The sequence below is a fragment of the Vreelandella rituensis genome (assembly GCF_003336665.1).
GTDB classification, from domain to species: domain Bacteria; phylum Pseudomonadota; class Gammaproteobacteria; order Pseudomonadales; family Halomonadaceae; genus Vreelandella; species Vreelandella rituensis.
On the sequence record NZ_QPIJ01000016.1, the window covers coordinates 1 to 26075 of the forward strand.

The following is a 26075-nucleotide window of genomic DNA, read 5'->3' on the forward strand; positions in this document are numbered from 1 at the left end:
GGCCTTTGACGAACTCGATAGCGGCACGGCGTAGGTAAGACGGGAACTTGTAGAACCGCTGAGCAAAATAGTGATGGCGAGGTGACGGGTTCTTTTTCGTTGGGTGGATTAACCGCTCGACTGCTACCGAAAAGCTGGGCGCCTGCTGTAACGTTGCCCAATTATTGAGCACCACCACCGATAGCGCACGACAAAAGGCACGGTATTCATCCCGCGTATCCTGCATCAACTGTCGTTGTTGCAACGTGGTTTGTAACGGCCACTTGTCCGTGCGTATCATCTTAGCTGGCATACTCTAATCGTAGGTGATGATAATGGAAGCATCAAACCTTAGAACCCGTAATCATAGTGCTTACAGACTGTATTACCATCTAGTGTTGTCGATGAAGTATCGACATAAATGCTTGACCGCGCCAATGCTAGATCGTATTGAAATGATCCTCCGGGACCTGCTGCATCAGTGGGGTTGCGAGTTGATAGAGTTTGGCGGTGAGGCCGATCATGTTCACTTGCTGTTCGAGACGCCACCGACGGTCAAACCGTCTGACCTGGTAAAAAACCTGAAGTCGGTCACCGCACGCCGAATGCGCAAGGAGTATGCGAATGAACTCGCTCCTTATTACTGGAAGCCGTACTTCTGGAACCGCGCTTACGCGCTGATCAGCGTGGGCGGTCGCGCCAACATAGAGACGCTTCTACGCTATATCGAAAACCAAGATGACCCTCGCAAGCTCGGGCAGCCGCTCGACTAGCGCATCACGCTGCGCGTCGATGCGTAGGAGGCGCGGCTTAAATTGCTCAAACACTCTCTGCAAACGGATTCTTCGAAACCAGCGCACTCGGCAATGAGCAGGTCGAACTGAAAGTGTTAGGATAACGCCATTGTAAAATATCGGCAGGGTCGCTGTGAGCCACTGCCTGGACCAAGGGAAACGTTGCATGCCACGCTTAATGCTGCCTTATATCTGGCCCGTCATTGCCGGAGTTCTGCTCGCCGGCCTGTTACTTGTCGTCTTTCCCGAGCAGCTGTCTTCGCCATTAAGCCCTACCGCACCTGAAACACCATCCCCCTCGTTGCCCTTGGTGCCTACAACGGAACAGGCGCCTGTCCGCTCGGCCCCTGAAATACGCCAAGCGGCACCGCTTTCCAGCATGCAAGGACCCGTCAGTTACGCCGAGGCAGTCAATCAAGCAGCGCCTGCGGTGGTCAACATCTATTCCTCGCGCATCGTTGAACGCGATCAACATCCGTTGATGTCCGACCCCTTTTTCCAGCAGTTTTTCGGCGGTGACGACATCACTAATCAGCAACGCATGCTGTCAAGCCTGGGGTCTGGGGTCATCGTCAGCCAGGATGGTTATGTATTGACCAATCATCACGTGATCAGCGGCGCCGATGAAATACAGGTAGCCCTGCGTGACGGTAGAGAAACCTTGGCCGAAGTGATAGGCACTGACCCCGAAAGCGACCTGGCAGTGTTGCGCATTCCCCTTGAGAGTTTACCAAGTATTACATTGGCCGATTCCACGGCAGTGGCTGTGGGTGACGTTGCCTTGGCTATCGGCAACCCTTTTGGGGTCGGTCAGACTGTGACCATGGGAATCATCAGCGCAACAGGGCGCAACCATCTGGGGCTTAACGCTTACGAAGACTTTATTCAGACCGATGCGGCCATCAACCCCGGCAACTCCGGCGGTGCTCTGGTCAATGCTGAGGGAGCCCTGGTCGGAATTAATACTGCCATCTTCTCCCGCTCGGGTGGCTCGCAAGGTATCGGCTTCGCCATTCCGGCCAACCTGGCCCACAGCATTCTTGATGAACTCGTCACTCAAGGACGAGTGATTCGTGGCTGGCTGGGCATTGAAGCCCAGGCATTATCCCGCGAACTGGCTGCATCTTTCGGATTACGCGCCCCCCAGGGGGTGATCGTATCCAGTGTAGTTGAAGACGGTCCAGCCGCAGAAGCCGGCCTACAACCCGGGGACGTGCTGCTCGAAGTGGATGGTCGCCCCATCATGGACGCCCCCACGACCATGAGCGAGATCGCCTCCATCCCCCCCGGCACCACGCTCCCACTGACCGTGGTACGTAGCGGCGAACGCCTGCAGATAACGCTTGAAGTAGGCGAGCGTCCAGTCCCCACCCTGAAAGCACAGCGCAGGGCGGAGCAAGACGGGTCCACCCCCTGAGCCGTTACGTTACTTTCGAATACGGTACTCGGCCGAGCGCGCGTGGGCGGTAAGCGATTCGCCACGCGCCAAGGTGGAGGCCAACTTGCCAAGTTCCGAGGCGCCAGCGGCAGAACAATGAATAATCGAGGAGCGCTTCTGGAAATCGTACACCCCCAACGGCGAGGAAAAACGCGTGGTTCCCGAGGTCGGCAACACATGGTTGGGGCCGGCACAGTAATCGCCCAATGCCTCGGCGGTATAGCGCCCCATGAAGATTGCGCCCGCATGACGGACTTCGCTTAACCAGGATTCTGGCGCTTCCACGGAAAGCTCCAGATGCTCCGGCGCAATCCGGTTGATCAGTACAAGCGCCTCGTCCCTATCATTGCAGTGAATCAGAGCGCCACGCCGAGCCAGGGACTCCCGTATGATTGCCTCTCGCTCCATGGTGGGGAGTAACCGTTCGATCGATTCAGCCACAGCATCCAGATGTGCGGCATCCCAGCTGACCAGGATAGCTTGTGCATCTTCATCGTGTTCGGCTTGGGAAAACAGGTCCATCGCCAACCAGTCGCTATCAGTCTTTCCGTCCGACACGACGAGAATTTCCGAGGGTCCGGCGATCATGTCGATGCCTACCTGCCCGAAGACGGCACGCTTGGCCGTGGCCACGTAGATATTGCCGGGGCCGACCACCTTGTCCACACGCGGTACCGTCTGGGTACCATAGGCAAGGGCGGCTACCGCCTGCGCCCCACCAATAGTGAAAACATGGTCAACCCCTGCCAGGTGAGCCGCGGCCAGCACCAGCTCATTGAGAATACCGTCCGGGGTGGGCACCACCATGACGATCTCACGTACTCCGGCAACATGGGCGGGAATGGCATTCATCAGCACCGACGACGGATAAGCGGCCTTGCCCCCTGGCACGTAAATACCGGCACGGTCCAGCGGGGTCACCTTTTGCCCCAGCACCGTGCCGTCAGCCTCTTCATATTGCCAGGACGTGGGTTTTTGCCGTTCATGATAAGCACGGATGCGCTCCGCCGCCTGGGTCAATGCCTCCCGCTGGACAGCGGGTAACCCCTCGTAGGCCTGCTGCAAGCGTTCCGCCGACAGCGTCAGTTCTTCCATGCTCGTTACAGCAAGACGGTCAAAACGATTGGTGGCTTCGATCACGGCACTATCGCCATGCTCCTTTACTGCCGTCAGGATTTCGTGAACGCGCTGCTGAACCGTACTATCGGAGACCCCTTCCCACGCCAACAACCTATCTAGATGCTGATTGAAATCCGCTTCCTGGGTGGCTAAACGGGTCATTGCTACCGGGGGAAATTGCTCGCTCATGCGAAGGTGCTCCTTCTTGCATCATTCAGTTAACGGGAGTGGCTGACGCCCGGCGCTTGGCTACCGCCTCGCTCAAACGCTCTATCAGGGGCTTGATCCTGTCGTGCTTCATGGTCATCGCCGCCTTGTTGACCACCAGACGCGTACTGATCATATCGATCAACTCGCGCGGTTCCATGCCATTGGCTCGCAATGTATTGCCGGTATCGACAATGTCCACGATCTCATCGGCAAGGTTCATCAGTGGCGCAAGCTCCATAGCGCCATAGAGCTTTATCACTTCGGCCTGGATACCCTGCTCGGCATAATAACGCCGCGCCACATTGACGAACTTGGTCGCCACCCTGCGACGGGCATGGGCCGCCGGTGCCGCTCCCACCATCCCGGCGGTCATCAGCTTGCACTGGGCAATATTCAAATCCAAGGGTTCATACAACCCTTCAGCGCCATGTTCCAGCAGCACATCTTTTCCCGCCACGCCCATATCCGCAGCTCCCAGCTGCACATAGGTCGGCACGTCAGTTGCACGGATCACCACCAGCTTGACGTCGGGCAGGTTGGTGTCGAATAACAGTTTGCGACTCTTGCCCAAGTCTTCAATCGGTGTGATACCGGCATCCGCCAGCAGTGGCAAGGTTTCATCGAGAATACGCCCTTTGGAAAGGGCCAGAATCAGTTGCTTGCTCATGTCGTCGCCAATGGTTGAAAGCGGATCAGCCCGGAATACGGCGAATACGCGCACCCAGCAGTTGGAGTTTTTCCTCGATGCACTCATAGCCCCGGTCAATGTGATAGATGCGATCCACCAGGGTTTCGCCTTCCGCCATCATGGCGGCAATCACAAGCGATGCCGAGGCGCGTAGGTCGGTCGCCATCACCGGGGCACCGGATAACCGCTCGACGCCGGTAATCATCGCGGTATTACCCTCCAGAGCGATATTGGCACCCATGCGGTTAAGTTCTTGAACGTGCATGAAACGATTTTCGAAGATCGTCTCGACCACTCGAGAGGTACCCACGGCCACCGCATTCATCGCGACGAATTGTGCCTGCATATCGGTAGGAAAGGCCGGGTAAGGTGCGGTACGTATATTGACCGCACGAGGCCGCTTACCATGCATATCCAGCGCTATCCAATCGTCCCCGGTGGTAATCTCGGCACCCGCCTCTTCCAGCTTGGCGAGAACTGCATCGAGAATATCGGCTCGCGTGCGCTTGACCTTGACGCGCCCACCGGTCATGGCCGCCGCCACCAGAAATGTGCCGGTTTCGATACGGTCAGGCATGACCTGATGTTCGCAACCATGCAGTTTCTCGACACCGTTGATGGTAATGGTATCGCTACCATGGCCGTGAATATCAGCGCCCATGGCAATCAGACATTCCGCCAGGTCGACGATTTCAGGTTCACGAGCGGCATTTTCCAACACCGTCGTTCCTTCCGCCAGAGTCGCCGCCATCAGCAGGTTTTCGGTACCGGTAACCGTTACGGTATCGAAGAAAATAGTGGCACCTTTAAGACGACCGTCAACCCGAGCGCGGATATAACCGTTTTCCACACGAATGTCGGCGCCCATGGCCTCGAGACCCCGAATATGCAGGTCTACCGGGCGCGAACCAATTGCACAACCGCCTGGCAGCGACACATCCGCCTTGCCGAAATGCGCCAGCAAAGGTCCCAACACCAGAATGGAGGCACGCATCTTTTTGACCAGCTCATAAGGCGCGTGGCAATCCTTGACCTGAGAACCATCGAGTTGGATGGTCATTTTATCGCCCATCACCGGCTCGACGCCCATTCGTCCGAGCAATTCAAGCGTGGTAGTGATGTCTTGAAGATGCGGCAAGTTACCTATGACCACCGGCCCATCAGCCAGCAAGCTGGCACACAAGATTGGCAAGGCGGCATTCTTGGCGCCACTTATCCAAACCTCACCGTCGACGCGACCGCTACCCGTAATGATTAATTTATCCATGGCAGCCGCCCTTATTGAGCGTTTTCCGGCGCAGTTTGCCATTGCGCCGGCGTATATGTCTTGATGCTGACGGCGTGTAAGGCGCCCGAAGCAATTTCATCACTCAGCGCTGCATAAACCAGTTGCTGACGCTTGACCGGAGACAGCCCTTCGAACGCATCACCCACTGCTACAACCTGAAAGTTGCAGCCCTCTCCTTGCACGTGGACGTCACATCCATCCAGACGTGACTCGAGCAGTGACTTGACTTCATTGGGTTGCATGGAATTGAACGCTCCTTCGATAGGAATAAGAAATACGATACGCTGCGAGCTCGGCCCGAACCCGTAGATCAATATGGAACATGTTGACATCCTCCGACCACTAAATCATAGATTTTAGTGGCGGACTCCCAGGTCGTCACCTTCCTGATTCCTGCTTCGTTGTCCGTCGCCTCAAAGCCTTGGCATTGCCGGCCTTACACAAACTCCACAGGCGTATATTCCCGAGTGCCCCTCGGTATTGTTTCAACTCTCAGCACCGGCTAACAGCGCGGTGCCGGCTTGTAGAATGTTGCGAGCGGCATTGATGTCGCGGTCGATGCCTTGGGTGCCGCAGTCCGGGCAGTCCCATGTGCGAACATTGAGCGGCAAGGATTCGACGACAAACCCGCAGCCATGGCAGCGCTTGCTGCTGGGGTACCAACGGTCGATCTGGACGAACTGGCGCCCCGCCCATGCGGCCTTGTAGTCGAGCTGGCGCACCAGCTCCCCCCAACCAACATCGCTGATGGCTTTCGCCAGAGACCGGTTCTTGATCATATTTTTCACCGTGAGGCTTTCAGCACAGATCACTTGGTTCTCGTTGACGATCTGCCGGGTGAGTTTATGAAGGTGGTCAAGCCGGGTATCGGCGATTTTCGCGTGGCGCCTGGCCACTTTCTGCTTTGCTTTCGCCCGATTGTTCGAGCCTTTTTGCTTACGGCTCAGTTGCCGTTGCGCCCGCGCCAATTTGCGTGCGTGACGCACCGTATGGCGGGGGTTGTTGACCCGCCTACCGTCACTGGTCACGAACAGGTCTTTCAAGCCGAGATCAATGCCCACCATCTTCGGCGTGATGGTCAGTGATTCGGCGTCCACTTTGCACAGGCAGCTGATAAAGTAGCGACCGGCGCGGTCTTGGGACACCGTGACGGTGCTGGGGGCTGACGGAAGCTCGCGGCTCCAGCGGATGTTAAGCGGTTCCTTGCACTTGGCCAGTGCGATCTCGCCGTTGCGATACGAAAACGCCGAACTGGCAAAGGTGGCCGATTGGCGATGTTTCTTTGACTTGAAGCGGGGATAGTTGGCTCGCTTGGCAAAGAAATGCTTGAACGCCGTTTGTTGATGGCGCAGGCATTGCTGCAAGGGCACCGAACTGACCTCGGCCAGGAACGCGGTGTCAGGCTGTTTTTTCAACTGCGTCAGGAAAATGCTGGCGTCGTTGTAACCGATTTTCTCTTTGTGCTCGTAAAACGCATCGGTGCGATAGCGCAGCACCGCGTTCCAGACAAACCGCACGCACCCAAACGTTCGCGCCAACAGGATTTCCTGCTCGGGCGTCGGGTAGAATCGGTATTTGTAGGCGCGTTCGGTTTGCATAGGTTACAGAGTAAGCCGTGTCTTGTAAGTTTGCAAGTGCCAGGCACCCTCATGGGAGCCACGACGCTATAATACCCCACCCAATGCATAGCTTGGGTTGGGTATTACGCGCTTTTCGATAAAGAAAAGCGCCCTGCTTGACGATGTGGATAGCTTGGCGACGTCAGCCGTCTACACCCACATTAGGCAGGATTATCAGGACGATTCGGCTACGCCAATCAGGCTATCGAGTTCAGCCAAGGCGGACAGACGGCGCAGAGGTTGCGACAAGGCAGCCTCCTGGAAAAGCAACTTCTGGTCACGGCTGACACGTAACCATTGCAACAATACGCTCAAGGCGGCGCTGCTGGCCTTTTCGACTTGCGTGAAATCGAAGCGAACTTCAGTACCGGGAGCTTGCTGCATCAACCATTCACTTCCAGCAGTCGCCAATCGTGCCGCCACCGAAACATCAACCTCACCTTGAACGCACAAGGTACTGTCTTGCGCGCTCAAGCGAAATGCGGGCTCTTCAAGAAGCAAGCTCACGCACCTCCTCCTTCTTCAAGCTCTTCCACGGCAAGCTCAGGCGACCAGTTGTTGATAACCGCATCATAGTCACGATTATGGTCACGCATGGCTTGGTCAAACTGATTACGGAACGTCAACCCCAGATTGATGCCATTGACGATCACATTCACCACACGCCATTCGCCATTCGAAAGCCGCAGGCTGTAGCTCACTGGATATACCGAACTATCGGTGGCCACGATTTCCATTGCCACACTGGCCTGATCTTCCTGACGCTGTGGCTGCTGGACATCCAGTACTCGCAGTTCGTCATAATCGAACGTCACCAGCCCCTTGGTGTAGGTGTCGATCAATGTCTGACGAAAGATGTCGGCAAAGCGACTGCGCTGTTCCGGCGTGGCGTTCTGATAGTACCTGCCCATCACGCTGGCCCCGATATAGCGAAAATCCGCCACTTCTTCGAGACTCGACTCAACCAGCGCCTCGAGTTCATCAATATTGTCAGCGTAATAATCTTCTCGATTCTCTAATTCGTCCATGAAATCGGTAATATTTTCACGAATCAATGCTTCCGGACTCTGGCTCGGCGCTTGCGCTTGCAGGTGCAATGGCACTACCAGCAGCAATATTGCGAGCAAGGTTACACAGTGACGTTTCATACTCATAAGCCCTCCTGGGCACAAGCCAATCAAACAAGGTAGTTTCAACCACTGACCATATTGGATATGAATTGCTGAATTAGTTCTTCAAGCACCAGCGCAGACTGAGTATCGGTAATAGTATCGCCGGCCTCCAGTGCCTCTGGGTCGCCACCCACACTCAACCCCACGTACTGCTCCCCCAACAAGCCGGCAGTGAGTATGGCGGCAGTGGTATCGCGGGATAACTGCCCCTCGAGTTCGCCATCCAGGCGCAATGTCACTCGCGCATCGAACCATTCGGTATCCAGTTCGATAGCTTCAACCCTACCCACGGTCACTCCCGCCATGGTGACCCGTGCGCGCGGGCGCAACCCGCCGACATTGGCGAAGTTGGCTTCCAATTGAAAGGACTCGGCAGGAGCGGAGAGCGTCACGCCACTGACACGCAACCCCAGAAACACTAACCCAAGGATACCGGCCAGCATGAAAAGTCCCACGCCTAACTCCATTGTCTTACTGCGCTTCATTGAAAAATGCTCCAAAAAATCAAGAAAGACCACCGAACATCACCACGGTCAACACAAAGTCGAGGCCCAGTACCGCCAGTGAGGAATACACCACGGTACGTGTCGTCGCACGTGAAATACCCTCAGAGGTAGGCACAAGATCGTAGCCCTGAAATACTGCGATCCAGGTCACCACCAAGGCAAACACCAGGCTTTTGATGATGCCGTTGCCGACATCATCGAGAAATGAAACGCTGGCCTGCATGTTGCTCCAATAAGAGCCTTCAAATACGCCTAGCCATTCCACCCCGACCAAATACCCGCCCCAAATGCCGACCACACTGAAGCCAATGGTAAGTACGGGCAGCGATACGAACCCGGCCCACAATCGGGGAGCCACGATACGCCGTAGTGGGTCGACACCGATCATCTCCATGCTGGTGAGCTGTTCGGTGGCTTTCATCAAGCCAATTTCTGCCGTCAGGGCCGACCCTGCTCGCCCGGCAAACAGCAACGCCGCAACCACAGGTGCCAACTCCCTCAGCAAGGACAGCGCCACCATTTGCCCCAACGCCTGTTCGGCACCGAAATCCACCAGGATGGTGTAACCCTGCAAGGCCAACACCATGCCAATGAATAACCCCGACACCAGCACAATCGCCAGCGACAATACACCGACGAAATATATTTGATGCAGCCATAGGCGCAGCCCCTCACGCGAAGGCACCGCCACTGCCGACTGGGCGAGAAAAATCCCCGCGCGGCCCAGCGACTCGAAGGAATCGCACCCTTTACGACCCCAGCGAGCAAGGCTTTCAATACCTTTCGTCATTCCACTTTCACTCAAGGATGACCTCCAGATGCCGTCGCATCGTCAAGAATATCGCTATAGAAATCCGGTGCCGGATAATGAAACGGCACCGGCCCATCGGGCTCACCATGCACGAACTGACTCACTCGAGGGTCGGCGTGGGTATCCAGCGACTTGGGTGTTCCTTCAGCCACCACCTTGCCATCGGAAATCAGGTAAACGTAATCAGCGATCGACAGGGTTTCCTTGATGTCGTGAGACACCACAATGGACGTCAGCTCAAGCGCTTGACTAAGCCGACGGATCAACTCCACCAATACCCCCATGGAAATGGGATCCTGACCGACAAAAGGCTCATCATAGAGAATTAATTCCGGGTCCAGCGCTACGGCCCGCGCCAAGGCAACCCGACGCGCCATGCCGCCGGACAGTTCAGCGGGGGTCAGGGCACGGGCACCACGCAAGCCTACCGACTGAAGTTTCAGCAGTACTAGGTCGCGGATCATCGGTTCCGGCAAGTCCGTATGTACCCGTAGCGGGAACGCCACATTTTCGAACACGTCCAGATCGGAAAACAGCGCCCCGCTCTGAAACAACATACCCATGCGCTTGCGCAGCTCGAACAGCGCCTTGCGTGACAAGCGGTGTACATCCTGGCCATCGATCAGCACCCGCCCACTGTCCGGCGTCAGCTGCCCTCCGATCAATTTGAGCAAGGTGGTTTTTCCAGTCCCGCTCGGCCCCATGATGGCGGTAATACGTCCGTGAGGAATCGCCATATTGATGCCACGAAATATTTCACGCCCACCGAACGTGAAGTGCAGATCTTCAATTTCAACAAATGGAACGTCAGTCATGATGACTCACTATCAAAAAATGGCGCATAAGGTCGACAGCAGGCCATTGCTGAGGTCGACGATAGAATAGTTGCGAATGAGAAAACCGCTCAATAACCATTTTAAAACACGATGTTAAAAACATGGCTTCAAAAAGATAGTTTCAAAAACACGGTTTCAAAAACATTATCGAACATCGTATCCTAACCCTTATAGCTAGCGTCAAGCGATAAACATCCGGCTATTACGTCTCGGGCATCTCCTTCGAGGATGTTATCCTGTGCATAAACGTTCATTCACTTTCTTGAGCCATCCGCCATGAGTCAGCCCGTCCCCCTCACTTCCTTGCTACGCGAGAGCGCTGTGCGCACCCTGATGGTGGAGCAGGCGGCTATCGGCGCCTTGATCGGAAAACTGGATGCCGGATTCGATCAGGCTTGTCAGTTGATTCTGGCGTGTACTGGACGCGTGGTGGTAACCGGCATGGGCAAATCCGGGCATATCGCCGGCAAGATTGCCGCCACCCTCGCCAGCACCGGCACCCCGGCTTTTTTCGTTCATCCCGGCGAAGCCAGCCATGGGGATTTAGGCATGATCACCCGCGGTGATGTGGTGCTGGCCCTGTCCAATTCCGGTGAAACCAGCGAAGTAACCGCATTACTGCCGTTACTCAAGCGCATGGGTGCGCCCTTGGTCAGCATGACCGGGCGCCCCGGTTCCACACTGGCACAGCATGCCGACGCCCATCTGGACAGCGGCGTGGAACGAGAAGCCTGTCCGCTGGACCTCGCGCCCACCAGTTCCACCACGGCGGCATTGGCCCTGGGCGATGCCCTTGCCGTGGCGTTACTCGAAGCGCGCGGCTTCACCGCCGAGGATTTCGCCCTTTCCCACCCAGGCGGAAGCTTGGGCAAGCGACTCCTGCTCAGGGTCAAGGACTTGATGCATGCTGGCTCGCGTTTGCCCCAGGTGCCACTGGGCAGTCCCCTGCGCGACGCTCTGCTGGAAATCACCCGACAAGGACTCGGGTTCACCTGCGTTGTCGACCAGGAAGGTCGGTTGGCCGGAGTCTATACCGATGGTGATTTACGTCGCACTCTGGATCAACACCATGATCTGCGCAACTTGAACGTGGAGGATGTCATGACCCGACCGGGCAAACGCATTTCGCCCGACCTGCTGGCCGCCGAAGCCGTACGCATCATGGAAGACAATCGCATCACGGCGTTAGCCGTCGTCGACCAGCATGAACATCCTGTCGGCGCGCTGCATATGCACGACCTTCTAGCCAGCGGCGTGATTTAAACAAGGCTTTTCAATCAAAAGCGCTTCAACCTGGAAGCGTTTCAACTGGAGGTTCCATGGCCCTATCGCCTGCTTTACTCGACCATCTGCGACGCGTGCGCTTGCTCGCCCTGGATGTGGATGGCGTTCTGACCGATGGCCGGCTCTACTTTCAGGCCGATGGTATCGAAATCAAAGCCTTTCATACCCAGGATGGGCATGGCCTCAAACTGCTCAAGCGCGCCGGCATTCATGTCGCCCTGATTACCGGACGTGATTCGCCAATGGTCAGCCAGCGTGCAGCCGCTCTGGGAATTTCTCATGTATCCCAGGGCTGCGAGGATAAACTCGGCACATTGCGCCACCTCTGCCAGCGCCTCGGAATCGAGCTCGACCAGGTTGCTTATTGCGGCGATGACCTGCCTGACCTGGCGGCAATCAAACGTTCCGGCGTCGGGATTACCGTCCCCCATGCACCGGTCTATATTCAGTCACATGCCGACTGGGTAACCGAACGCCACGGGGGGCATGGGGCAGTGCGCGAGATCTGCGACACCCTGCTCGAGGCGCAGGGACACTGGGGTGCGGTCATCGACACCTACCTGCACGGCCGTCGCTGAGATGAGCCGTCAAGCATTGTTGCCGCGCTGGCTATGGATAGCCGGGATGGTGGCCCTGCTCGGCGGGTTGCTGGTTTACCTGGACCCTCGGGCGCCCCAGGAAGTAGCGGTGGACCCCGCTGCCCAGGCCGAGGAACCCAATCATGTCCTGGAAGGTGCCGATATGACCTTGTTCGGTGCCGATGGGCTTATCCAGCAGTCCATCCGCACTCCCCATCTGGTGCATATTCCCCAGGACTCACTGACACAGGTCGAGATGCCGAGAGCCAGGCTGTACGACGAACAACGCCGAGAATGGCTAGCCAGTGCCGACAATGGCACTGTCGACATCGCCACCCATCGCTTGTCACTCAGCGGCTCGGCTCGGCTGATCGCCCCCGAGAGCGGCTGGCAACTGGATAGCGAAGTGTTGCACTATGACAGCCGTCAGGCCCACGCTTGGAGCGACGCCCCGGTACTGCTGCAACAGCCCCCCCAGCACATGCGTGCCTTGCGCATGGATACGTGGTTGAACGATAGCCAGGTTCGCCTGACCGGCGATGTGCAAGGCTACCACCCAGCGGCAACGCACGAGCAAGAGGAAACCCCATGAAAACGTTTCTGCAAGCCACGCTGCTGAGCCTGGCCCTGCTGCCGGCAGTGGCACTCGCCCAGCAGGCGCCTCCCCCGGTCGAGGTGGAGGCAGACCGTCTTGATCTGGATCAACGTACCGGTACCGCGGTATATGCCGGTAACGTTGAAGTTCGTCAGGGCGAAATGCGCCTGAGAGGCGACCGTGTCGAAATTCAGCGTAACTCAGCAGGCGAACTGTCACGTGCCATCGCCACAGGGGATCGTGCTTATCTTCGTCATCATCCACAAGACCAGGATCAACCTCTGGAAGGCTATGCCCGCACGGTCATTTTTCACGTTGCCGAACGCCGAGTGGAACTGATCGATAAAGCCGAGCTGATTCAGGGCGGGGACCGCTTTACCGGGGGACGTCTGGAATACTTCATCGACCGAGAGGTCATCCAGGCTCGCGCAGATGTGGAAGGACAGGAGTCCCAACGCATCCGCATGACTCTCCAGCCCGAACAACAATGAGGCAAACCGTGCACTCAGGCGACCGTGAAGCGTCTACGTCTACTCCGGGCATAAAAACGCTTTATGCCCGCCACCTGGCCAAGAGCTACAAGCGCCGGCGCGTGGTCAAGGACATCAGTCTCGAGATCGCTCAAGGCAGCGTGGTCGGCCTGTTGGGTCCTAATGGGGCCGGCAAGACAACCTCTTTTTACATGATCGTCGGCCTGGTACGCGCCGATGCCGGCGAAGTAAGTATCGATGAGCATGACCTCAGCGGCGCCCCCATGCACGAACGCGCCATGGCCGGCATCGGCTATCTGCCCCAGGAAGCCTCGATATTTCGCAAACTGTCGGTGGCCGACAACATCATGGCAATTCTGGAAACCCGCAAGGATCTTGATCGAAGCGCTCGCGAAAAGCGCCGGGAAGCGTTACTCGAAGACTTTCATGTCACCCATATACGCGACAACCTGGGCATGAGCCTTTCCGGTGGTGAGCGCAGGCGCGTGGAAATCGCCCGCGCGCTCGCTACCGAACCAGCGTTCATACTGCTCGACGAACCTTTTGCCGGCGTCGACCCTATTTCCGTGGGTGAGATCAAGACCATTATCCGCGCGCTCAAGGCACGCCATATAGGCGTCTTGATCACCGACCACAACGTGCGTGAAACCTTGGACATCTGCGATACGGCTTATATCGTCGGCGACGGCCAGATCATCGCCAATGGTCCCCCCAAAAGCATTTTAGACAACCAGCAGGTGCGCGACGTTTATCTGGGTGCCGATTTCCGCTTATAGGCAACATCTCCCCAGCCTAGTGGCATATTTATTGCTACTCATTACGAAAAGCTAGGTTGCGTCAGGTCGTGGCTCGCACTAGGGTAAAAACTTTCGATCAAGCAAGCGGGACTTCCCTATGGTCATGAAAGCCTCACTTCAATTGCGCATGGGTACTCACCTGACCATGACGCCGCAATTGCAACAGGCCATTGCATTGCTCCAGTTATCCACGCTTGATCTGCGACAGGAAGTTCAGCAGGCACTCGACACCAACCCGATGCTGGAACAGGAAGATGAGTTCGGCGAGCAAGCCGTCAATGAAACACCCGAGCCGGAATGGTCGGAGGATATCCCCACGGAGCTTGCCGTCGATAGCGACTGGTCGGATACCTACCAGGACATGAGCCCTACGGTTGGTGGCGCCTCGGAAGGACCGGATTTTGAACGCCAGGCCGCCGAGCAAAGCCTTCAAAGTCGCTTGCTCTGGCAACTTGCGATGACTGATTTCGACGACCGCGAACAGCTGGTAGCGGAAAGTCTTATCGATGCTCTCGATACCAACGGTTACCTGACCCAGACGCTCAACGAAATCCGCGAAGGATTACGTGGACAGGTCGAGCGCATCACCTTGCGAGAAATGGAAGGAATACTGCTGCGCTTGCAACAATTCGAGCCTACCGGCGTCTTCGCCCGAGATCTGCGTGAATGCCTGATGCTTCAACTGGCAACATTACCTGATGAGACGCCGTTGCTGCCCCAAGCACGGCGTCTGGTGCGTCAGTTTCTGGAAGCCTTGGGCAAGGACGACTTACGCATGCTCAAACGCCGACTGGGTCTCGATGACCAGCAGTTGAATGAGGTCATTCATCTGATTCGAAGTCTCGACCCACGGCCGGGCAGCGCCTTTTCCGAAACGACCGATAGTTATGTGATTCCCGACTTGGTGGTACGCCATGATGCGCAAGGCTGGCACCTGGAGCTCAACCCTGAGGCGCTTCCTCGGTTAAGGATTCAACCGGATTACGCAAGCCTGATCAAGCGCGCCGACAAGAGCCATGATAACCAGTTTCTCAAAGAGCACCTCCAGGAAGCACGCTGGCTGATCAAGAGCCTATCCAGCCGCAATGACACCCTGCTGCGCGTAGGACGCGAAATCATTATTCGTCAGATCGGTTTTCTGGAGCATGGCGAAGAAGCCATGAAACCCCTCATTCTGGCGGATATCGCCGACGCCGTTGAGATGCATGAATCCACGATCTCGCGAGTCACGACGCAAAAATATATCCATACCCCGCGTGGCGTCTTCGAGCTCAAGTACTTTTTTTCCAGCCAGGTCGGCGGCGGCGAAAGCCAGGGCGATAGCCATTCAAGTACGGCCATCCGCGCACGGCTCAAGAAACTGGTTCAGGAAGAGCCTGCGGGCAAGCCGCTTTCCGATAGCCGAATCGTAACCCTGCTGCAGGAAAACGGCATCAAGGTGGCACGTCGCACGGTCGCCAAATACCGCGAAGCCATGGGCATCCCCCCTTCCAGTGAACGCCGTCGATTGAGATAGCCGTCAATTACCCACGCATCATCAGCGGCGCTGATGATGCGTGGCTTGCAAGACGATGTGCAAGTCCTGGTTGACTAGGCCAAGGGTGCCTTCTGGGCACACTACGTTAGTCGGGTCATGACACCCTGGGATGTTTCGCTAGTCCCTTGCTCTGTCGCCTTGTTGTAACCAGTCCTGAGGGAAAGGGGCCGTCAACCTGGCATGACAAGCCCGATTAACCTGGCCGAAGCGAACCTTACCCCTGTGGTGTCACAGTGCGTTCTTACCAATCGACCGACAGAGGGTCATGCATGAGGGTCTATGTCAAAAGTCAGCAAGGCGATTGGCTGATGCCCACCCATCCGGCGAAGGCCCGATGAATGGTCAGGGTGGGCAAGACCCAGGTCATACAGCGGACGTCCTTTGCCATTAAACTAACCTATGCCGCCAGGGCGAATTGATCGAGTTTAACGGCGAGGCCGACCATCTCCACCTGCTGGTCATCTGCCCGCCGCAGAAAGCCCTGTCTCACTTTATCGGCAAGCTCAAAGGCAAGAGTGCTTACGTGATACGCAAGGAGTTTGCACAAGACATCGCCGACAAACTCTGGGGCAGCCAGTTCTGGTCACCGTCCTACTGCGTCGTCAGTTGCGGGGGCGCACCGCTGGATATCGTGACGCAGTACATCACCGACCAGCAACGCCCCACCTCCGAGCAAGGTGAACAACAATCGCGGCGGCTACGCCGCCGATAGCGGCCTTCCCTGGCCGAGCCGGCTTGACTCGAAGCTAAAGCAACCGAGATTGCGCCGGGGTTGGTTCAAGAATCTTTCCCCAAGGGCTTTGCTTGAAAGAAAAAAGGGTTACAATCAAATCACAGCCCGACAGAGAAGGAGTACGTCAATGCAAGTCAATATCACCGGTCATCATGTGGAACTGACTGACGCCTTGCGTGACTATGTCAACGAAAAACTCGCGCGCGTGGAGCGACATTACGACAATATCACCACGGTACAAGTGGTCCTGTCTGTCGAAAAAGAGCGTAAACAAGCCACCTGCACCCTGCATGCCGGCGGTATCGATGAATTGCATGCCGAAGCGACGGATGTGGATATGTATGCTGCCATTGACGCCTTGGCGGACAAGATTGATCGCCAGCTCGTCAAGCACAAGGAAAAAGCACAAGCCCGCGCCCAAGGCGCTGGGGCGCGTTAAACTGATGTCACTGAAAGCCATCCTGCCCCCTGAGCGCGTGCTTTACGACGTGCCCGGGGGGAGTAAGAAGCGTGTACTGGAGTTTTTCAGTACCTTCATTGCTCAGAATACCCCTAGCTTGGATAGTCAGGAAGTCTTCAGCCGTCTCATTGGCAGAGAACGCCTGGGCAGCACGGGAATCGGCAATGGAGTTGCCATCCCTCATGCGCGCAGCCCACACTGCGATGCCCCTATTGCCAGCTTTCTCAAGCTTGCAGAACCTGTGGATTTCGACGCCATCGACGGCGACCCGGTTGACTTGCTGTTTGTACTGCTGGTACCTGAAGAAGCCGACGATACCCACCTTGCGCTTCTCGGCCAGGTAGCCACCATCATGAACGATGCTGACACACGTGCTCAGTTACGCAAGAGTGCCAGCCAACGCGAACTGCTTGATATACTGATGACAACGATTCGAGACCAGGACGCTTCCTGAGCTTCATTGTTTTCTGTATCGGTCTACGAACACCTTATTCAGCTATACTTTCGTGTCTCCTTGTAGCCCCTCACTAGAGGCTGCAGAGTGGTGCTTGGCCAGGAGCAGGAGATTCATATGCAACTCGTGATTATCAGCGGGCGCTCCGGCTCGGGAAAATCCATCGCTCTGCAAGCTCTGGAAGACCTGGATTATTACGCCATCGATAACTTACCCGCCATGTTGCTGGGTCCGCTGGTAGATGAACTGGCTCAGGAAAGTGAAAGAACCCATTTAGCGGTGAGTATCGATGCACGCAACCTGCCCTACGCATTGGAGCGTTTTCCTAGCCTACTGATGGAATTGCGCGAACGGGGTATCGATTGCCAGGTCATTTACCTGACCACTGATGCCCGTATTCTGCTGGAGCGTTATTCAGCGACACGTCGCCGTCATCCATTGACTCGCAACAGTGACATGACGCTGGAAGAAGCCATCACCGAGGAGGAAAAGGCTCTCAGCGAGATCCGTAATCTTTCCGACCTGATGATCGACACCTCGCGGCTATCCGTGCATGACCTGCGTCGCCGTCTCGTCGAACAGGTGGCTCATCACCAACGTGACCAACTCGCGCTCACCTTCGAGTCGTTTGGTTATAAGCGCGGGGTTCCCCTGGACGCCGATCTGGTATTTGACGTGCGCTGCCTACCCAACCCCTACTGGGACCCTCGGCTGCGTCAATCGAATGGGCGCGATGCCACTATCATCGAATTTCTTGATGACTTTCCCATCGTCCACAGCATGTACAATGATATCCATGACTGGCTGGAGCGTTGGCTGCCCGCTTATCAAAGTAGCCAACGCAGTTATGTGACGGTGGCCATCGGTTGTACCGGTGGTCAGCATCGGTCGGTTTATATGGCCGAACGCCTAGCCAGACAAATCGTGAAAAATTATGGCAATATCAGCCTGCGCCATCGTGAACTAGGGCTGCAATACACCCTCGGTGCCGAGAAAGGCCAAGTAGAATTCGCCGGTGACTAGAGTCTCCTTGAGAACTCAACCTATTAATACCGCCCAGCGCCCACGCAAGATAAAGGAAATACGGTGCCTCAACGCAAGCTGACGCTTATCAACCGACGCGGTCTGCATGCTCGTGCTGCCACCAAACTGGTACAGTGCTGCCAAGACTTCAACGCACGTGTACGCGTTCAAAAAGCCAGTCAGGAAGCGGATGCGGCCAACATCATGGCTCTCTTGATGCTGGCCGCTCCTTGTGGCACCGAGCTTACAATAAACGCGGAAGGCGACGATGCCGAACAGGCACTCGAAGCGATCCAGGAACTCTTTGACGCACGCTTCGATGAAGATGCCTAGTCACTGTCCTGATCGCCGGCCACGGTCATTTCATCGATCAACCAGCTACCGGTGTGAATACTGCCTCGCGTATCGGTGTCGTTACCGATACCTACCAAGCCACTGAACATCTGTTCGAGATTACCGGCGATGGTGAACTCTTCAATAGGATACTGGACCTTGCCATCTTCCACCCAGAAGCCGGTAGCGCCGCGAGAGTAGTCCCCGGTGACGCCATTGACCCCTTGGCCCATCAGCTCCGTCACCCATACCCCGCGCCCCATCTGTCGAAGCAAGTCTTGCGGTGCGCTCAAGGGTGCCGATATGCGTAGATTCCGAGCTCCTCCGGCATTGCCCGTGGTCTGCATCCCCAAGCGCCGAGCGCTATAGCTCGAGAGCATATAACTTTCCAGGCGCCCCTGATCGATAAAACGGTTATTGCGCGTCTGTACACCTTCGCTATCGAACGGCGAGCTGGCCATGGCGCCGACCTCCATAGGTCGTTCGCTTAATGAGAACCAGTCGGGAAACAAGGGATCTCCCAGGCGGTCACACAAGAACGACGCTTGGCGATACAGGGCACCACCGGCCAGGGCTCCCATCAGGTTCCCTACCAGACCACCCGCCAGGCTTGGATCGAACAGTACCGGAAAGCGGCCAGTGGTGGGACGCCTTCCACCCAGACGGCGCAGCGTTCGCTCAGCTGCCTGCCGCCCAACCGCTTCGGGATCCTGTAACTGTCGTGAGTCGCGGGCCGAGGTGTAATCATAGTCACGCTGCATACCACTGCCGTCCTGGGCAATCAACATGCAGGAGAGTGAGTGACGGCTGCCTTTCTGACTCCCCAGGAATCCATGGCTATTGGCATAGACGCGCACACCCTCCCCTGTGGAAAGTGACGCACCCTCCGAATGGGTGATGCCTTCGACACCACGACCGGCGCTTTCACAGGCAAGTGCTATTTCAATGGCTTGTTCGGTACTCAGCTCCCAAGGGTGGTGGGCGTTTAAATCGGGGAAGTCCGTGGCCATCAATGCAGCATCTGCCAAACCTGCCGCCGGGTCTTCGCCAGTGTAACGCGCAATCGCCATGGCTTTTTCCACCGCCGCACGAATCGACGCCTGCCCGGCATCGGTAGATGAAGCACTACCTTTGTGCATACCGACATATACCGTGACTGCGATACCTTGATCTCGGGACAGCTCGACGGTTTCGACTTCGCCCAGACGCACACTGACACCCACGCCTTGATCGACACTTGCCCCAACTTCGCAGGCATCCGCACCCAGCTGTTTAGCCAGTGCCAACGCCTCTTCGGCACGCGATTCCAGCAACTGTTGCTGGGCCGGCGCATCAAACGCTTGTGTCATATTTTTCTCCTTCCTCAGCCGAGAATCCCCGGCAGGTGAATGCTGTCGCTTGCGGCCTGATATACTGCCGCAACCTGAATTCGTTAACGAGCCACATCATGTCCAAAAAACGCCCTGACTTCATCGAAAACGATGAACAAGAACGCCCCAGCAAATCGCAGCTCAAGCGCGAAATGCACGCCCTGCAGGAATTGGGGGAAACCCTGATTGCCATGAAACCCGCTGAGCTGGCACGGTTTCCGCTTTCCGATGACATGCTGCGTGCCATCGAGGAAACGTCACGCATTCGCTCCCATGAAGGGCGCCGGCGGCACATGCAATACGTCGGCAAACTGATCCGCAAGGAAGACCTGGTCGCGATCCAGGCGGTGTTCGACAGTGTCGATCAGGAACAACAGCAGCGTGATCATTCCTTTCATCGCCTGGAAAAATGGCGCGACCGCCTGATCGAAGAAGACGACTCGGCAATCGATGCCTTTATAGCGGATTATCCCGACACGGATCGTCAAACGCTTCGTCAGTTGATACGCAATTCACGGCGCGAACGTGACCAGGCCAAACCACCGACCAGCGCCCGCAAGCTGTTCAAATTCCTTCGCGAAAGCGCTGCAATGTAACCACAAAGCGTTAAGACTGGGTGCCGCCTACGGTCAGCTCATCGAGTTTCAAGGTGGGCTGACCGACACCCACCGGTACGCCCTGCCCTTCCTTCCCGCATACGCCAATGCCGGTATCCAGCGCCATGTCGTGGCCGATCATCGAGACTCGGCCCATGGCTTCCGGGCCATTACCGATCAAGGTCGCTCCCTTGACCGGAGCGGTAATCCTGCCATCTTCGATCAGGTAGGCTTCGCTTGCGGAAAACACGAACTTGCCAGAAGTGATATCCACTTGGCCGCCACCGAAGCTGACCGCATAAATGCCGCGTTTGACACTCCGGATAATGTCCTGTGGCTCGTCCTGACCGGCCAGCATGTAGGTGTTGGTCATGCGCGGCATCGGCAGATCGGCAAAGGACTCACGCCGGGCATTTCCCGTCGGCGCCATGCCCATGAGCCGCGCGTTCACCTTGTCCTGCATATACCCGGTGAGAATGCCGTCTTCGATCAAGGGGGTGTACTGGCCGGGCGTGCCTTCGTCATCCATGCTCAGCGATCCACGGCGACCGTCGAGTGTGGCATCATCCACCACGGTCACGCCCTTGGCAGCCACGCGTTGGCCCATGCGCCCGGAAAATGCAGAACTACCCTTGCGATTGAAATCCCCTTCCAGGCCATGGCCGACGGCTTCATGCAGCAGAATACCCGGCCAGCCGGGACCCAGCACTACCGGCATCTGTCCCGCCGGGGCGGCCACGGCCTCAAGGTTGACCAGCGCCTGACGCACCGCTTCCCGGGCATAGGTTTCAGCCACGTTGTCGTCGCGCAAACGGGCCATCGAAAAACGGCCGCCGCCTCCGGCACTGCCCCGCTCACGGCGGCCATCCTTGACCGCGATCACACTGACGTTGAAACGCACCAAGGGACGAATGTCCGCGCCCAGGGTGCCGTCGCTGGCACGCACCAGAACGACTTCATAGGTTCCCGAAAGCGAAGCGCTGACCTGGCTGATGCTGGGGTCGGCGCTGCGCGCAACGCGATCCGCCAGCTTGAGCATGGCCACTTTGTCTTCGGCGGTCAGGCCGGCGAGAGGATCAAGGCCGGTATAGCGTGACGTGGCTGTTGAGGTGACCACAGCCTGGCCAGGTAGCCGCTGCCCGCTACGCACGATACCCGCCGCGGTACGCCCGGTGTCCGCCAAGGCATCGGCGGTAATTTGATTCGAGTAGGCAAAACCGGTTTTTTCACCGGCCAGAGCACGCACGCCCACCCCGCCATCGATGCTGTAACTGGCTTCTTTTACCTCACCGTCTTCGAGTACCCAGCCTTCCTGCCAGGTGCGCTGAAAGTATAGATCGGCATAATCCACCCCTGCCCCCAATGCATGCGAGAGACCCGTCTCCAGTGCGTCGAGATCCAAGCCCCCCGGGGTTAACAAGGTGGTGACGGCTGTGTCCAACATGGCTTTGTCTGGGGTCATTGAGTACCTTCCAAAGTGATTTGCGGCGCTGCCCAAGGGCCACGCACGCGGTAATAGATAGTTGTCGCCCGGTTGATAGCGTCACCAAATAACTGGTGAGCGATAAAGAAAGCGCCTCCCGCCAGCGGCCCGCCAGCGATAAGCGCTGCAAGCGGCATGCTTTGACTGATGGGCAGTCTGACGCCCAGGCGTTGGTCGAGTTCCCGGCGTACAAGATCGACGGTACCCGTTACGCTGTAGGTGGTGGCCGGCGTATCGATTTCCAGCATCTCCCGAGTGGTCAATTCGCCATCGGCAATATCGACGCTGCCGTGCACACGGTTGAAAACGGTTCCCTGACCGATGACATCGGAGAAGTCCAGGCGTAAACGACGCACCAGATTATCGAAATTCAACAAGCCGATAAGTTCAACAGGCGTCGATTCGATATTGAGAAACCGCCCGTCATGCAGCTCGATGGACAATTCGCCTTCAGATCGGCTGAGTTCCAATTCCCATGGGGCGCCCGGCCAGCTCAGCCGGGTTGCCAGGTCGGTCCGCTGGCTGTGCATGACATTGGGTTGCGCCAGCCGCGCCAAGGCGGTACCGATATCCCCGCCTTGCAGGGTGAGGTCCATGTGGGTACGACTCCGGGTGGCATCGCCTTCCCAGCGTAACTCGCCACGTGCCGATATCTGACCCAACGTTAGGCCTACCGGAGCCAGAGTGAACTGATTGCCACGCGTTTTCCAGTAGGCGGTCAATGGCCCGAAGCGCTTTTGCTCATACAAGACTTCCGCCACCCTTAATCGCCCATCGGGGAGCGCCTCAAGCCAGGGGGGAATCCCGCTAAGTTCAGCGGATGCAGGGGTTTCGGTTTCGATTTCGTTCATCCAGGCGCGGGGCTGTGCTTGCTCGTCGCCAGTGGATGTAGCCGAAACGGGTTCGCCCGAGCCCGTCCGGCCGGTGAACTGATCGGACAAGACCATCAAGTCATCCAACATCAGGCGGCCTACGCTGATATCCAGGGGGATCTCTGCCTGAGGGCGATAGTGCACACTACCCGCCACCAAGCTGCCACTCAGGTTGAGTTCCATCCCCGCCGGGCTCATCCGGCCATCAGCTTCCATCGACCCGAGACATTGATCCTGGTACGTCAGACAAGGCGTCTGTACTGCTACTTGCCAGTCGCTGCGTTGAGTATTTTCGCGTTCGTTTTCTACCGACACATCCTCTGTAAAGAGTTCGGCCAGGCTAAGCCAGTCAAGCGGCTCCAGGCGGGGCACATCGGCTTTCACCGTCCAGCCGGGTCGAATGGGCCAATCGGAGGACAGTGGTGTTGCATCACCCAACCAAAGTGCCCCAGCCAATCCCTCGTCAAGAAACTGGCCACGAAAATCCACGACATTGGCCAACTCACTTTGTATGGCTCCATTCTCGATATCAATCCTCATCGACCATGGCCAGGCGGCTTCAGCGGGCTTTTGCAACGGAGCGGGAAACGTCAATTCCAGGCCTTGCAGGGTGCTATTCAGCTGTAACTGCAGGCTGGGTTCCAGCTCAAGTCGCCCCTGCCAAGCGGTCCGCCCCTGCGCCAAGGCCTGGGTTTTCTCAGAGGGCACCCCTGCCCAGCGTAGCAGAGCTCCCGCTTCGGACTCACCTACCAAGCTCAGATGATCTTCATGGGTGTCGACAGTCGCCGAGACATCGCCTTCCCAGAGACGCCCCGCCACTTGCCCGGCAAGCCCACCGTCCGGCCCTTGCTGAGTCCAGCTGAGCATCCCGTCGACCTGATCGATATTCAATGACAAGGGCTGATAAGTCAGCCGTGACAATTGGGGATGGGTATTGATCTCGAGCTGCAGGGCCTCGGGTGCTTCAAGAGAGGTATTCAAGGCGATGTCGGCATTGATACGCCCTTCTCCCCGCCAATCATCCAATGCCTGCATGCCTTCCAGAGGGGTGGCTTGTAGAAAAGCCCTGGTTTGCTCAACCGAAGCTTCAGCCTTGCCGTCGACCCTCAGTTGGTTATCTTCCAGAAGCACCGCGCCGGAGGTAGCCTTGACGCCATGGCTGTGGGCATTGTCGATGGCGGCCTGCAGACGCTGATTGCTCAATTGCAGACGCCCCTCGATACCTTCCAGCATCGGCCAGTCGGGAGCGATGGGTAAGTAGCCATCGACAATATCCAGCGCCAGTTCCAGCTCCCTGTCGTCTATTTCAACGCCTTCGAATAAAGGCTGGCTCAAAGAAAACGTTCCTTCTCTTACCACGCCGCCCATGTCGCCGAGCAACCATTCACTCAAGTCTTCTCCCAGAACTCCCATGGGTAGCCATTGAGCCAGGGGGCGCTTTACCGCATCAACGTCGCGAAAGGCAATATCCAGGCCGAAGTGACCGCGCGGCTTTCCAGTGACCAGGCCGAATCCGCCCTCGACATGGGCACCTTCCCAATCAACCAGCAGGTTCCTGCCACTGATCAGGCTATCGGGGCCATCGTAGACCCACTGCACTTCTCCCTGCGCATGATTCAATGCCATGGGCGCCGAAAAGATGCTGGGGAAATACAGGGTACTGGCCCCGGCACTATTGAATAAGACTCTACCGCGCAGATCCCGGGCTTCGACCCAGGCGTCGAGGGGGCCACCGCCAGGCACATGCCCCCAAGGGGATGCTTCAAGGCCGCTGATAGCCGCCGTGGCTTCCCACTGGTCATGGCGATGCCCCAGACTCAGCCCGCTCACCTGGCCTCGCGGCGCCAGAGTCGCCACTACCCGTGACAAGGCTTCAGGCAGCGGAACGTGCTCACGCCAGGCCGCCAAAGAAGCCAGTTCAAACTCACTGGTACGGACTTCCCAGCCATCCGGGTCATGGATCAGGTACCAATGATGCGGCAATGCTGGGCCGACATCGCCCGACGCTGTCGGCTGCGTCCTGTCAACCGTGTCGGCGTCGCCTTCCAGCCAAGCTTCACCGCCGTCGCCTCGCCGCAGCCATTGGCCTTGAGCATGAATATCACGCAGCACGGTCTCTTGGGTCTGATGACGCAAGGCCAGGTGAGAAATGTCGAGATCGATGCGGGCATCGGCAAGCGCACCTGCTTGCCAGCGGCCCCAGAGGCGCGCCTCGCCGCTGGCGTGCTGCAATTGCGGGCTTCGTGCGGGTAATAACAACTGCGCCAGGGTGCGCAAGTTATCCAGTTGCATATCCAGTTGCAGGGCTGCGGAGAAATCGCGGAAACCGTGTTGGCCCGGCTGTACTTCCACTTGCATCTGTACCGCAGGCCAATTTTCGACGACTTGTCCCGGCGCATCCTGCCGAGCGACTTCCAAGCTACCTTCCAGGCGAGTACGGCGAGAATCCCCACTCATCAGCAACTCAGGGGCCAGCAAGGTGACCGTTCGTTGGCGGCCGTGCAGCACGATACTGGTTTCCTGCACCCATAGACGCTGGCGCAGGATCAGTGCAGCCCAGGCGTCGAGTACTTCCAGGTCAAGCTCGTACTCGAGCGGCAGCTCGGTAGTGCCGGGCCAGTACCAGCGGGCACCTGCGTCTTGCTGATAAAGATGCACTGCCAGACCGTTTATGCGGGCATCGCTGAAGACCGGGGCCATGGCACCCAGTGTGGCGAACGTATCCAGCTGCAGTCTTGCCTGCTCCAGCGCCAGCAATGTTTCACCTTCCGAGGTAGTGACATGCACCCCGGAAAACCGCATGAGCGGATCATTGCGGGCCAGTTGCAAGGAAAGATGCTCAATCTCTACAGAAGCGCCGATGCGGGCTTCCAGCAAGGCCTCGATGTGGGGTATCAAGGCATCCGCTTGGCTCATGAGCAGGCGTAAAACCACTAGCAGTACCGCAAGCCCTCCCAATACAACGGCCAGCAGCCCCAACCCCCAACGCACCAGCGAACGCCTCATCAT

At 57.3% G+C, this 26075-nt stretch carries 27 protein-coding genes and 1 pseudogene; 14 read left to right on the plus strand and 14 right to left on the minus strand.

Annotated features, from left to right (window positions below):
- Positions 1 to 292, minus strand: a pseudogene (locus tag DU506_RS08680) (IS200/IS605 family accessory protein TnpB-related protein); the annotation flags it as partial.
- A 22-nt stretch (positions 293 to 314) separates the two neighbouring features.
- On the opposite strand from DU506_RS08680, the gene tnpA (DU506_RS08685) reads away from it, so the two are divergent.
- Positions 315 to 752 carry an IS200/IS605 family transposase gene (gene tnpA / locus DU506_RS08685; protein ID WP_114486545.1) on the plus strand — a complete coding sequence of 146 codons (438 nt, stop codon included), beginning with the start codon at positions 315 to 317 and terminating at the stop codon, positions 750 to 752.
- Positions 753 to 939: 187 nt separating this feature from the next.
- On the plus strand, positions 940 to 2190 hold the full coding sequence (locus DU506_RS08690) for a Do family serine endopeptidase (protein ID WP_114486546.1): 1251 nt from the start codon (positions 940 to 942) through the stop codon (positions 2188 to 2190).
- A 9-nt stretch (positions 2191 to 2199) separates the two neighbouring features.
- Here the strand turns inward: DU506_RS08690 and hisD are convergent, their stop codons facing one another.
- From hisD to DU506_RS08740, 10 genes are all read right to left on the minus strand, one after another.
- Positions 2200 to 3519, minus strand: coding sequence for a histidinol dehydrogenase (hisD, locus tag DU506_RS08695; protein ID WP_114486547.1), 1320 nt, complete (start codon positions 3517 to 3519; stop codon positions 2200 to 2202).
- A 25-nt stretch (positions 3520 to 3544) separates the two neighbouring features.
- On the minus strand, positions 3545 to 4207 hold the full coding sequence (gene hisG / locus DU506_RS08700) for an ATP phosphoribosyltransferase (RefSeq protein WP_114486605.1): 663 nt from the start codon (positions 4205 to 4207) through the stop codon (positions 3545 to 3547).
- Positions 4208 to 4232: 25 nt separating this feature from the next.
- Positions 4233 to 5495, minus strand: coding sequence for a UDP-N-acetylglucosamine 1-carboxyvinyltransferase (gene murA / locus DU506_RS08705; RefSeq protein WP_114486548.1), 1263 nt, complete (start codon positions 5493 to 5495; stop codon positions 4233 to 4235).
- Between the two features lie 11 nt (positions 5496 to 5506).
- Positions 5507 to 5758 carry a BolA family protein gene (locus DU506_RS08710; protein ID WP_114486549.1) on the minus strand — a complete coding sequence of 84 codons (252 nt, stop codon included), beginning with the start codon at positions 5756 to 5758 and terminating at the stop codon, positions 5507 to 5509.
- Between the two features lie 243 nt (positions 5759 to 6001).
- Positions 6002 to 7114 carry an RNA-guided endonuclease InsQ/TnpB family protein gene (locus tag DU506_RS08715; RefSeq protein ID WP_114486550.1) on the minus strand — a complete coding sequence of 371 codons (1113 nt, stop codon included), beginning with the start codon at positions 7112 to 7114 and terminating at the stop codon, positions 6002 to 6004.
- Positions 7115 to 7309: 195 nt separating this feature from the next.
- Entirely contained in the window at positions 7310 to 7642 is a 333-nt protein-coding gene (locus tag DU506_RS08720) for an STAS domain-containing protein (protein ID WP_114486551.1), read from the minus strand.
- A complete protein-coding gene (locus DU506_RS08725; protein ID WP_114486606.1) occupies positions 7639 to 8283 on the minus strand; it encodes an MlaC/ttg2D family ABC transporter substrate-binding protein in 645 nt (214 codons plus the stop codon). Before DU506_RS08725 ends, DU506_RS08720 begins: the two co-directional genes overlap by 4 nt.
- A gap of 44 nt (positions 8284 to 8327) precedes the next feature.
- Positions 8328 to 8792: an outer membrane lipid asymmetry maintenance protein MlaD gene (mlaD, locus tag DU506_RS08730; protein ID WP_114486552.1), complete on the minus strand. Its 465-nt coding sequence runs from the start codon at positions 8790 to 8792 to the stop codon at positions 8328 to 8330.
- 19 nt (positions 8793 to 8811) lie between these two features.
- Complete coding sequence (gene mlaE, locus DU506_RS08735) at positions 8812 to 9603, minus strand: lipid asymmetry maintenance ABC transporter permease subunit MlaE (RefSeq protein ID WP_114486553.1); 792 nt, start codon at positions 9601 to 9603, stop codon at positions 8812 to 8814.
- 11 nt (positions 9604 to 9614) lie between these two features.
- Positions 9615 to 10439 carry an ABC transporter ATP-binding protein gene (locus DU506_RS08740; RefSeq protein ID WP_114486554.1) on the minus strand — a complete coding sequence of 275 codons (825 nt, stop codon included), beginning with the start codon at positions 10437 to 10439 and terminating at the stop codon, positions 9615 to 9617.
- A 297-nt stretch (positions 10440 to 10736) separates the two neighbouring features.
- Between DU506_RS08740 and DU506_RS08745 the strand changes: the two genes are divergently transcribed.
- The 11 genes from DU506_RS08745 (at position 10737) to DU506_RS08795 (ending at position 18745) form a co-directional block, all read left to right on the plus strand.
- A complete protein-coding gene (locus DU506_RS08745) occupies positions 10737 to 11723 on the plus strand; it encodes a KpsF/GutQ family sugar-phosphate isomerase (protein ID WP_114486555.1) in 987 nt (328 codons plus the stop codon).
- 56 nt (positions 11724 to 11779) lie between these two features.
- On the plus strand, positions 11780 to 12322 hold the full coding sequence (locus DU506_RS08750) for a KdsC family phosphatase (protein ID WP_114486556.1): 543 nt from the start codon (positions 11780 to 11782) through the stop codon (positions 12320 to 12322).
- A gap of 1 nt (position 12323) precedes the next feature.
- Positions 12324 to 12914 (plus strand): LPS export ABC transporter periplasmic protein LptC, encoded by a 591-nt coding sequence (gene lptC, locus DU506_RS08755; protein WP_181870722.1) that lies wholly within the window; start codon positions 12324 to 12326, stop codon positions 12912 to 12914.
- Positions 12911 to 13408, plus strand: a complete 498-nt coding sequence (gene lptA / locus DU506_RS08760) for a lipopolysaccharide transport periplasmic protein LptA (protein ID WP_114486557.1) — start codon at positions 12911 to 12913, stop codon at positions 13406 to 13408. The genes lptC and lptA overlap by 4 nt, the downstream gene beginning before the upstream one ends.
- Before the next feature lie 50 nt (positions 13409 to 13458).
- Complete coding sequence (gene lptB, locus DU506_RS08765; RefSeq protein ID WP_114486608.1) at positions 13459 to 14184, plus strand: LPS export ABC transporter ATP-binding protein; 726 nt, start codon at positions 13459 to 13461, stop codon at positions 14182 to 14184.
- A 118-nt stretch (positions 14185 to 14302) separates the two neighbouring features.
- Positions 14303 to 15721 (plus strand): RNA polymerase factor sigma-54, encoded by a 1419-nt coding sequence (locus tag DU506_RS08770; RefSeq protein ID WP_114486558.1) that lies wholly within the window; start codon positions 14303 to 14305, stop codon positions 15719 to 15721.
- 436 nt (positions 15722 to 16157) lie between these two features.
- Positions 16158 to 16454: an IS200/IS605 family transposase gene (tnpA, locus tag DU506_RS08775; RefSeq protein WP_114486559.1), complete on the plus strand. Its 297-nt coding sequence runs from the start codon at positions 16158 to 16160 to the stop codon at positions 16452 to 16454.
- A gap of 148 nt (positions 16455 to 16602) precedes the next feature.
- Positions 16603 to 16914, plus strand: coding sequence for a ribosome hibernation-promoting factor, HPF/YfiA family (hpf, locus tag DU506_RS08780; RefSeq protein ID WP_114486560.1), 312 nt, complete (start codon positions 16603 to 16605; stop codon positions 16912 to 16914).
- 4 nt (positions 16915 to 16918) lie between these two features.
- On the plus strand, positions 16919 to 17389 hold the full coding sequence (gene ptsN, locus DU506_RS08785; RefSeq protein WP_114486561.1) for a PTS IIA-like nitrogen regulatory protein PtsN: 471 nt from the start codon (positions 16919 to 16921) through the stop codon (positions 17387 to 17389).
- A gap of 117 nt (positions 17390 to 17506) precedes the next feature.
- Positions 17507 to 18412, plus strand: a complete 906-nt coding sequence (rapZ, locus tag DU506_RS08790) for an RNase adapter RapZ (protein ID WP_114486562.1) — start codon at positions 17507 to 17509, stop codon at positions 18410 to 18412.
- 63 nt (positions 18413 to 18475) lie between these two features.
- Positions 18476 to 18745: an HPr family phosphocarrier protein gene (locus tag DU506_RS08795; RefSeq protein WP_114486563.1), complete on the plus strand. Its 270-nt coding sequence runs from the start codon at positions 18476 to 18478 to the stop codon at positions 18743 to 18745.
- Here DU506_RS08795 and pmbA read toward each other — a convergent pair.
- On the minus strand, positions 18742 to 20094 hold the full coding sequence (gene pmbA, locus DU506_RS08800; protein ID WP_114486564.1) for a metalloprotease PmbA: 1353 nt from the start codon (positions 20092 to 20094) through the stop codon (positions 18742 to 18744). The genes DU506_RS08795 and pmbA overlap by 4 nt on opposite strands.
- 98 nt (positions 20095 to 20192) lie before the next feature.
- Here pmbA and yjgA point away from each other — a divergent pair, with 98 nt between their 5' ends.
- Positions 20193 to 20711 (plus strand): ribosome biogenesis factor YjgA, encoded by a 519-nt coding sequence (yjgA, locus tag DU506_RS08805; RefSeq protein WP_114486565.1) that lies wholly within the window; start codon positions 20193 to 20195, stop codon positions 20709 to 20711.
- Positions 20712 to 20721: 10 nt separating this feature from the next.
- Here the strand turns inward: yjgA and tldD are convergent, their stop codons facing one another.
- Positions 20722 to 22173 carry a metalloprotease TldD gene (tldD, locus tag DU506_RS08810; protein WP_114486566.1) on the minus strand — a complete coding sequence of 484 codons (1452 nt, stop codon included), beginning with the start codon at positions 22171 to 22173 and terminating at the stop codon, positions 20722 to 20724.
- Positions 22170 to 26075, minus strand: coding sequence for a YhdP family phospholipid transporter (locus DU506_RS08815; RefSeq protein WP_114486567.1), 3906 nt, complete (start codon positions 26073 to 26075; stop codon positions 22170 to 22172). The genes tldD and DU506_RS08815 overlap by 4 nt, the downstream gene beginning before the upstream one ends.

Coding starts and splice junctions, on each gene's coding strand:
- lptA (WP_114486557.1), top strand. CDS start 12,911: ATGAAAACGTTTCTGCAAGCCACGCTGCTGAGCCTGGCCCTGCTGCCG.
- hpf (WP_114486560.1), top strand. CDS start 16,603: ATGCAAGTCAATATCACCGGTCATCATGTGGAACTGACTGACGCCTTG.
- ptsN (WP_114486561.1), top strand. CDS start 16,919: ATGTCACTGAAAGCCATCCTGCCCCCTGAGCGCGTGCTTTACGACGTG.
- mlaD (WP_114486552.1), bottom strand. CDS start 8,792: ATGAAGCGCAGTAAGACAATGGAGTTAGGCGTGGGACTTTTCATGCTG.
- DU506_RS08770 (WP_114486558.1), top strand. CDS start 14,303: ATGGTCATGAAAGCCTCACTTCAATTGCGCATGGGTACTCACCTGACC.
- tldD (WP_114486566.1), bottom strand. CDS start 22,173: ATGACCCCAGACAAAGCCATGTTGGACACAGCCGTCACCACCTTGTTA.
- DU506_RS08725 (WP_114486606.1), bottom strand. CDS start 8,283: ATGAAACGTCACTGTGTAACCTTGCTCGCAATATTGCTGCTGGTAGTG.
- DU506_RS08740 (WP_114486554.1), bottom strand. CDS start 10,439: ATGACTGACGTTCCATTTGTTGAAATTGAAGATCTGCACTTCACGTTC.
- hisG (WP_114486605.1), bottom strand. CDS start 4,207: ATGAGCAAGCAACTGATTCTGGCCCTTTCCAAAGGGCGTATTCTCGAT.
- hisD (WP_114486547.1), bottom strand. CDS start 3,519: ATGAGCGAGCAATTTCCCCCGGTAGCAATGACCCGTTTAGCCACCCAG.
- lptC (WP_181870722.1), top strand. CDS start 12,324: ATGAGCCGTCAAGCATTGTTGCCGCGCTGGCTATGGATAGCCGGGATG.
- DU506_RS08710 (WP_114486549.1), bottom strand. CDS start 5,758: ATGCAACCCAATGAAGTCAAGTCACTGCTCGAGTCACGTCTGGATGGA.
- yjgA (WP_114486565.1), top strand. CDS start 20,193: ATGTCCAAAAAACGCCCTGACTTCATCGAAAACGATGAACAAGAACGC.
- DU506_RS08745 (WP_114486555.1), top strand. CDS start 10,737: ATGAGTCAGCCCGTCCCCCTCACTTCCTTGCTACGCGAGAGCGCTGTG.
- DU506_RS08715 (WP_114486550.1), bottom strand. CDS start 7,114: ATGCAAACCGAACGCGCCTACAAATACCGATTCTACCCGACGCCCGAG.
- DU506_RS08815 (WP_114486567.1), bottom strand. CDS start 26,075: ATGATGAGGCGTTCGCTGGTGCGTTGGGGGTTGGGGCTGCTGGCCGTT.
- DU506_RS08750 (WP_114486556.1), top strand. CDS start 11,780: ATGGCCCTATCGCCTGCTTTACTCGACCATCTGCGACGCGTGCGCTTG.
- murA (WP_114486548.1), bottom strand. CDS start 5,495: ATGGATAAATTAATCATTACGGGTAGCGGTCGCGTCGACGGTGAGGTT.
- rapZ (WP_114486562.1), top strand. CDS start 17,507: ATGCAACTCGTGATTATCAGCGGGCGCTCCGGCTCGGGAAAATCCATC.
- mlaE (WP_114486553.1), bottom strand. CDS start 9,603: ATGACGAAAGGTATTGAAAGCCTTGCTCGCTGGGGTCGTAAAGGGTGC.
- tnpA (WP_114486545.1), top strand. CDS start 315: ATGGAAGCATCAAACCTTAGAACCCGTAATCATAGTGCTTACAGACTG.
- DU506_RS08690 (WP_114486546.1), top strand. CDS start 940: ATGCCACGCTTAATGCTGCCTTATATCTGGCCCGTCATTGCCGGAGTT.
- pmbA (WP_114486564.1), bottom strand. CDS start 20,094: ATGACACAAGCGTTTGATGCGCCGGCCCAGCAACAGTTGCTGGAATCG.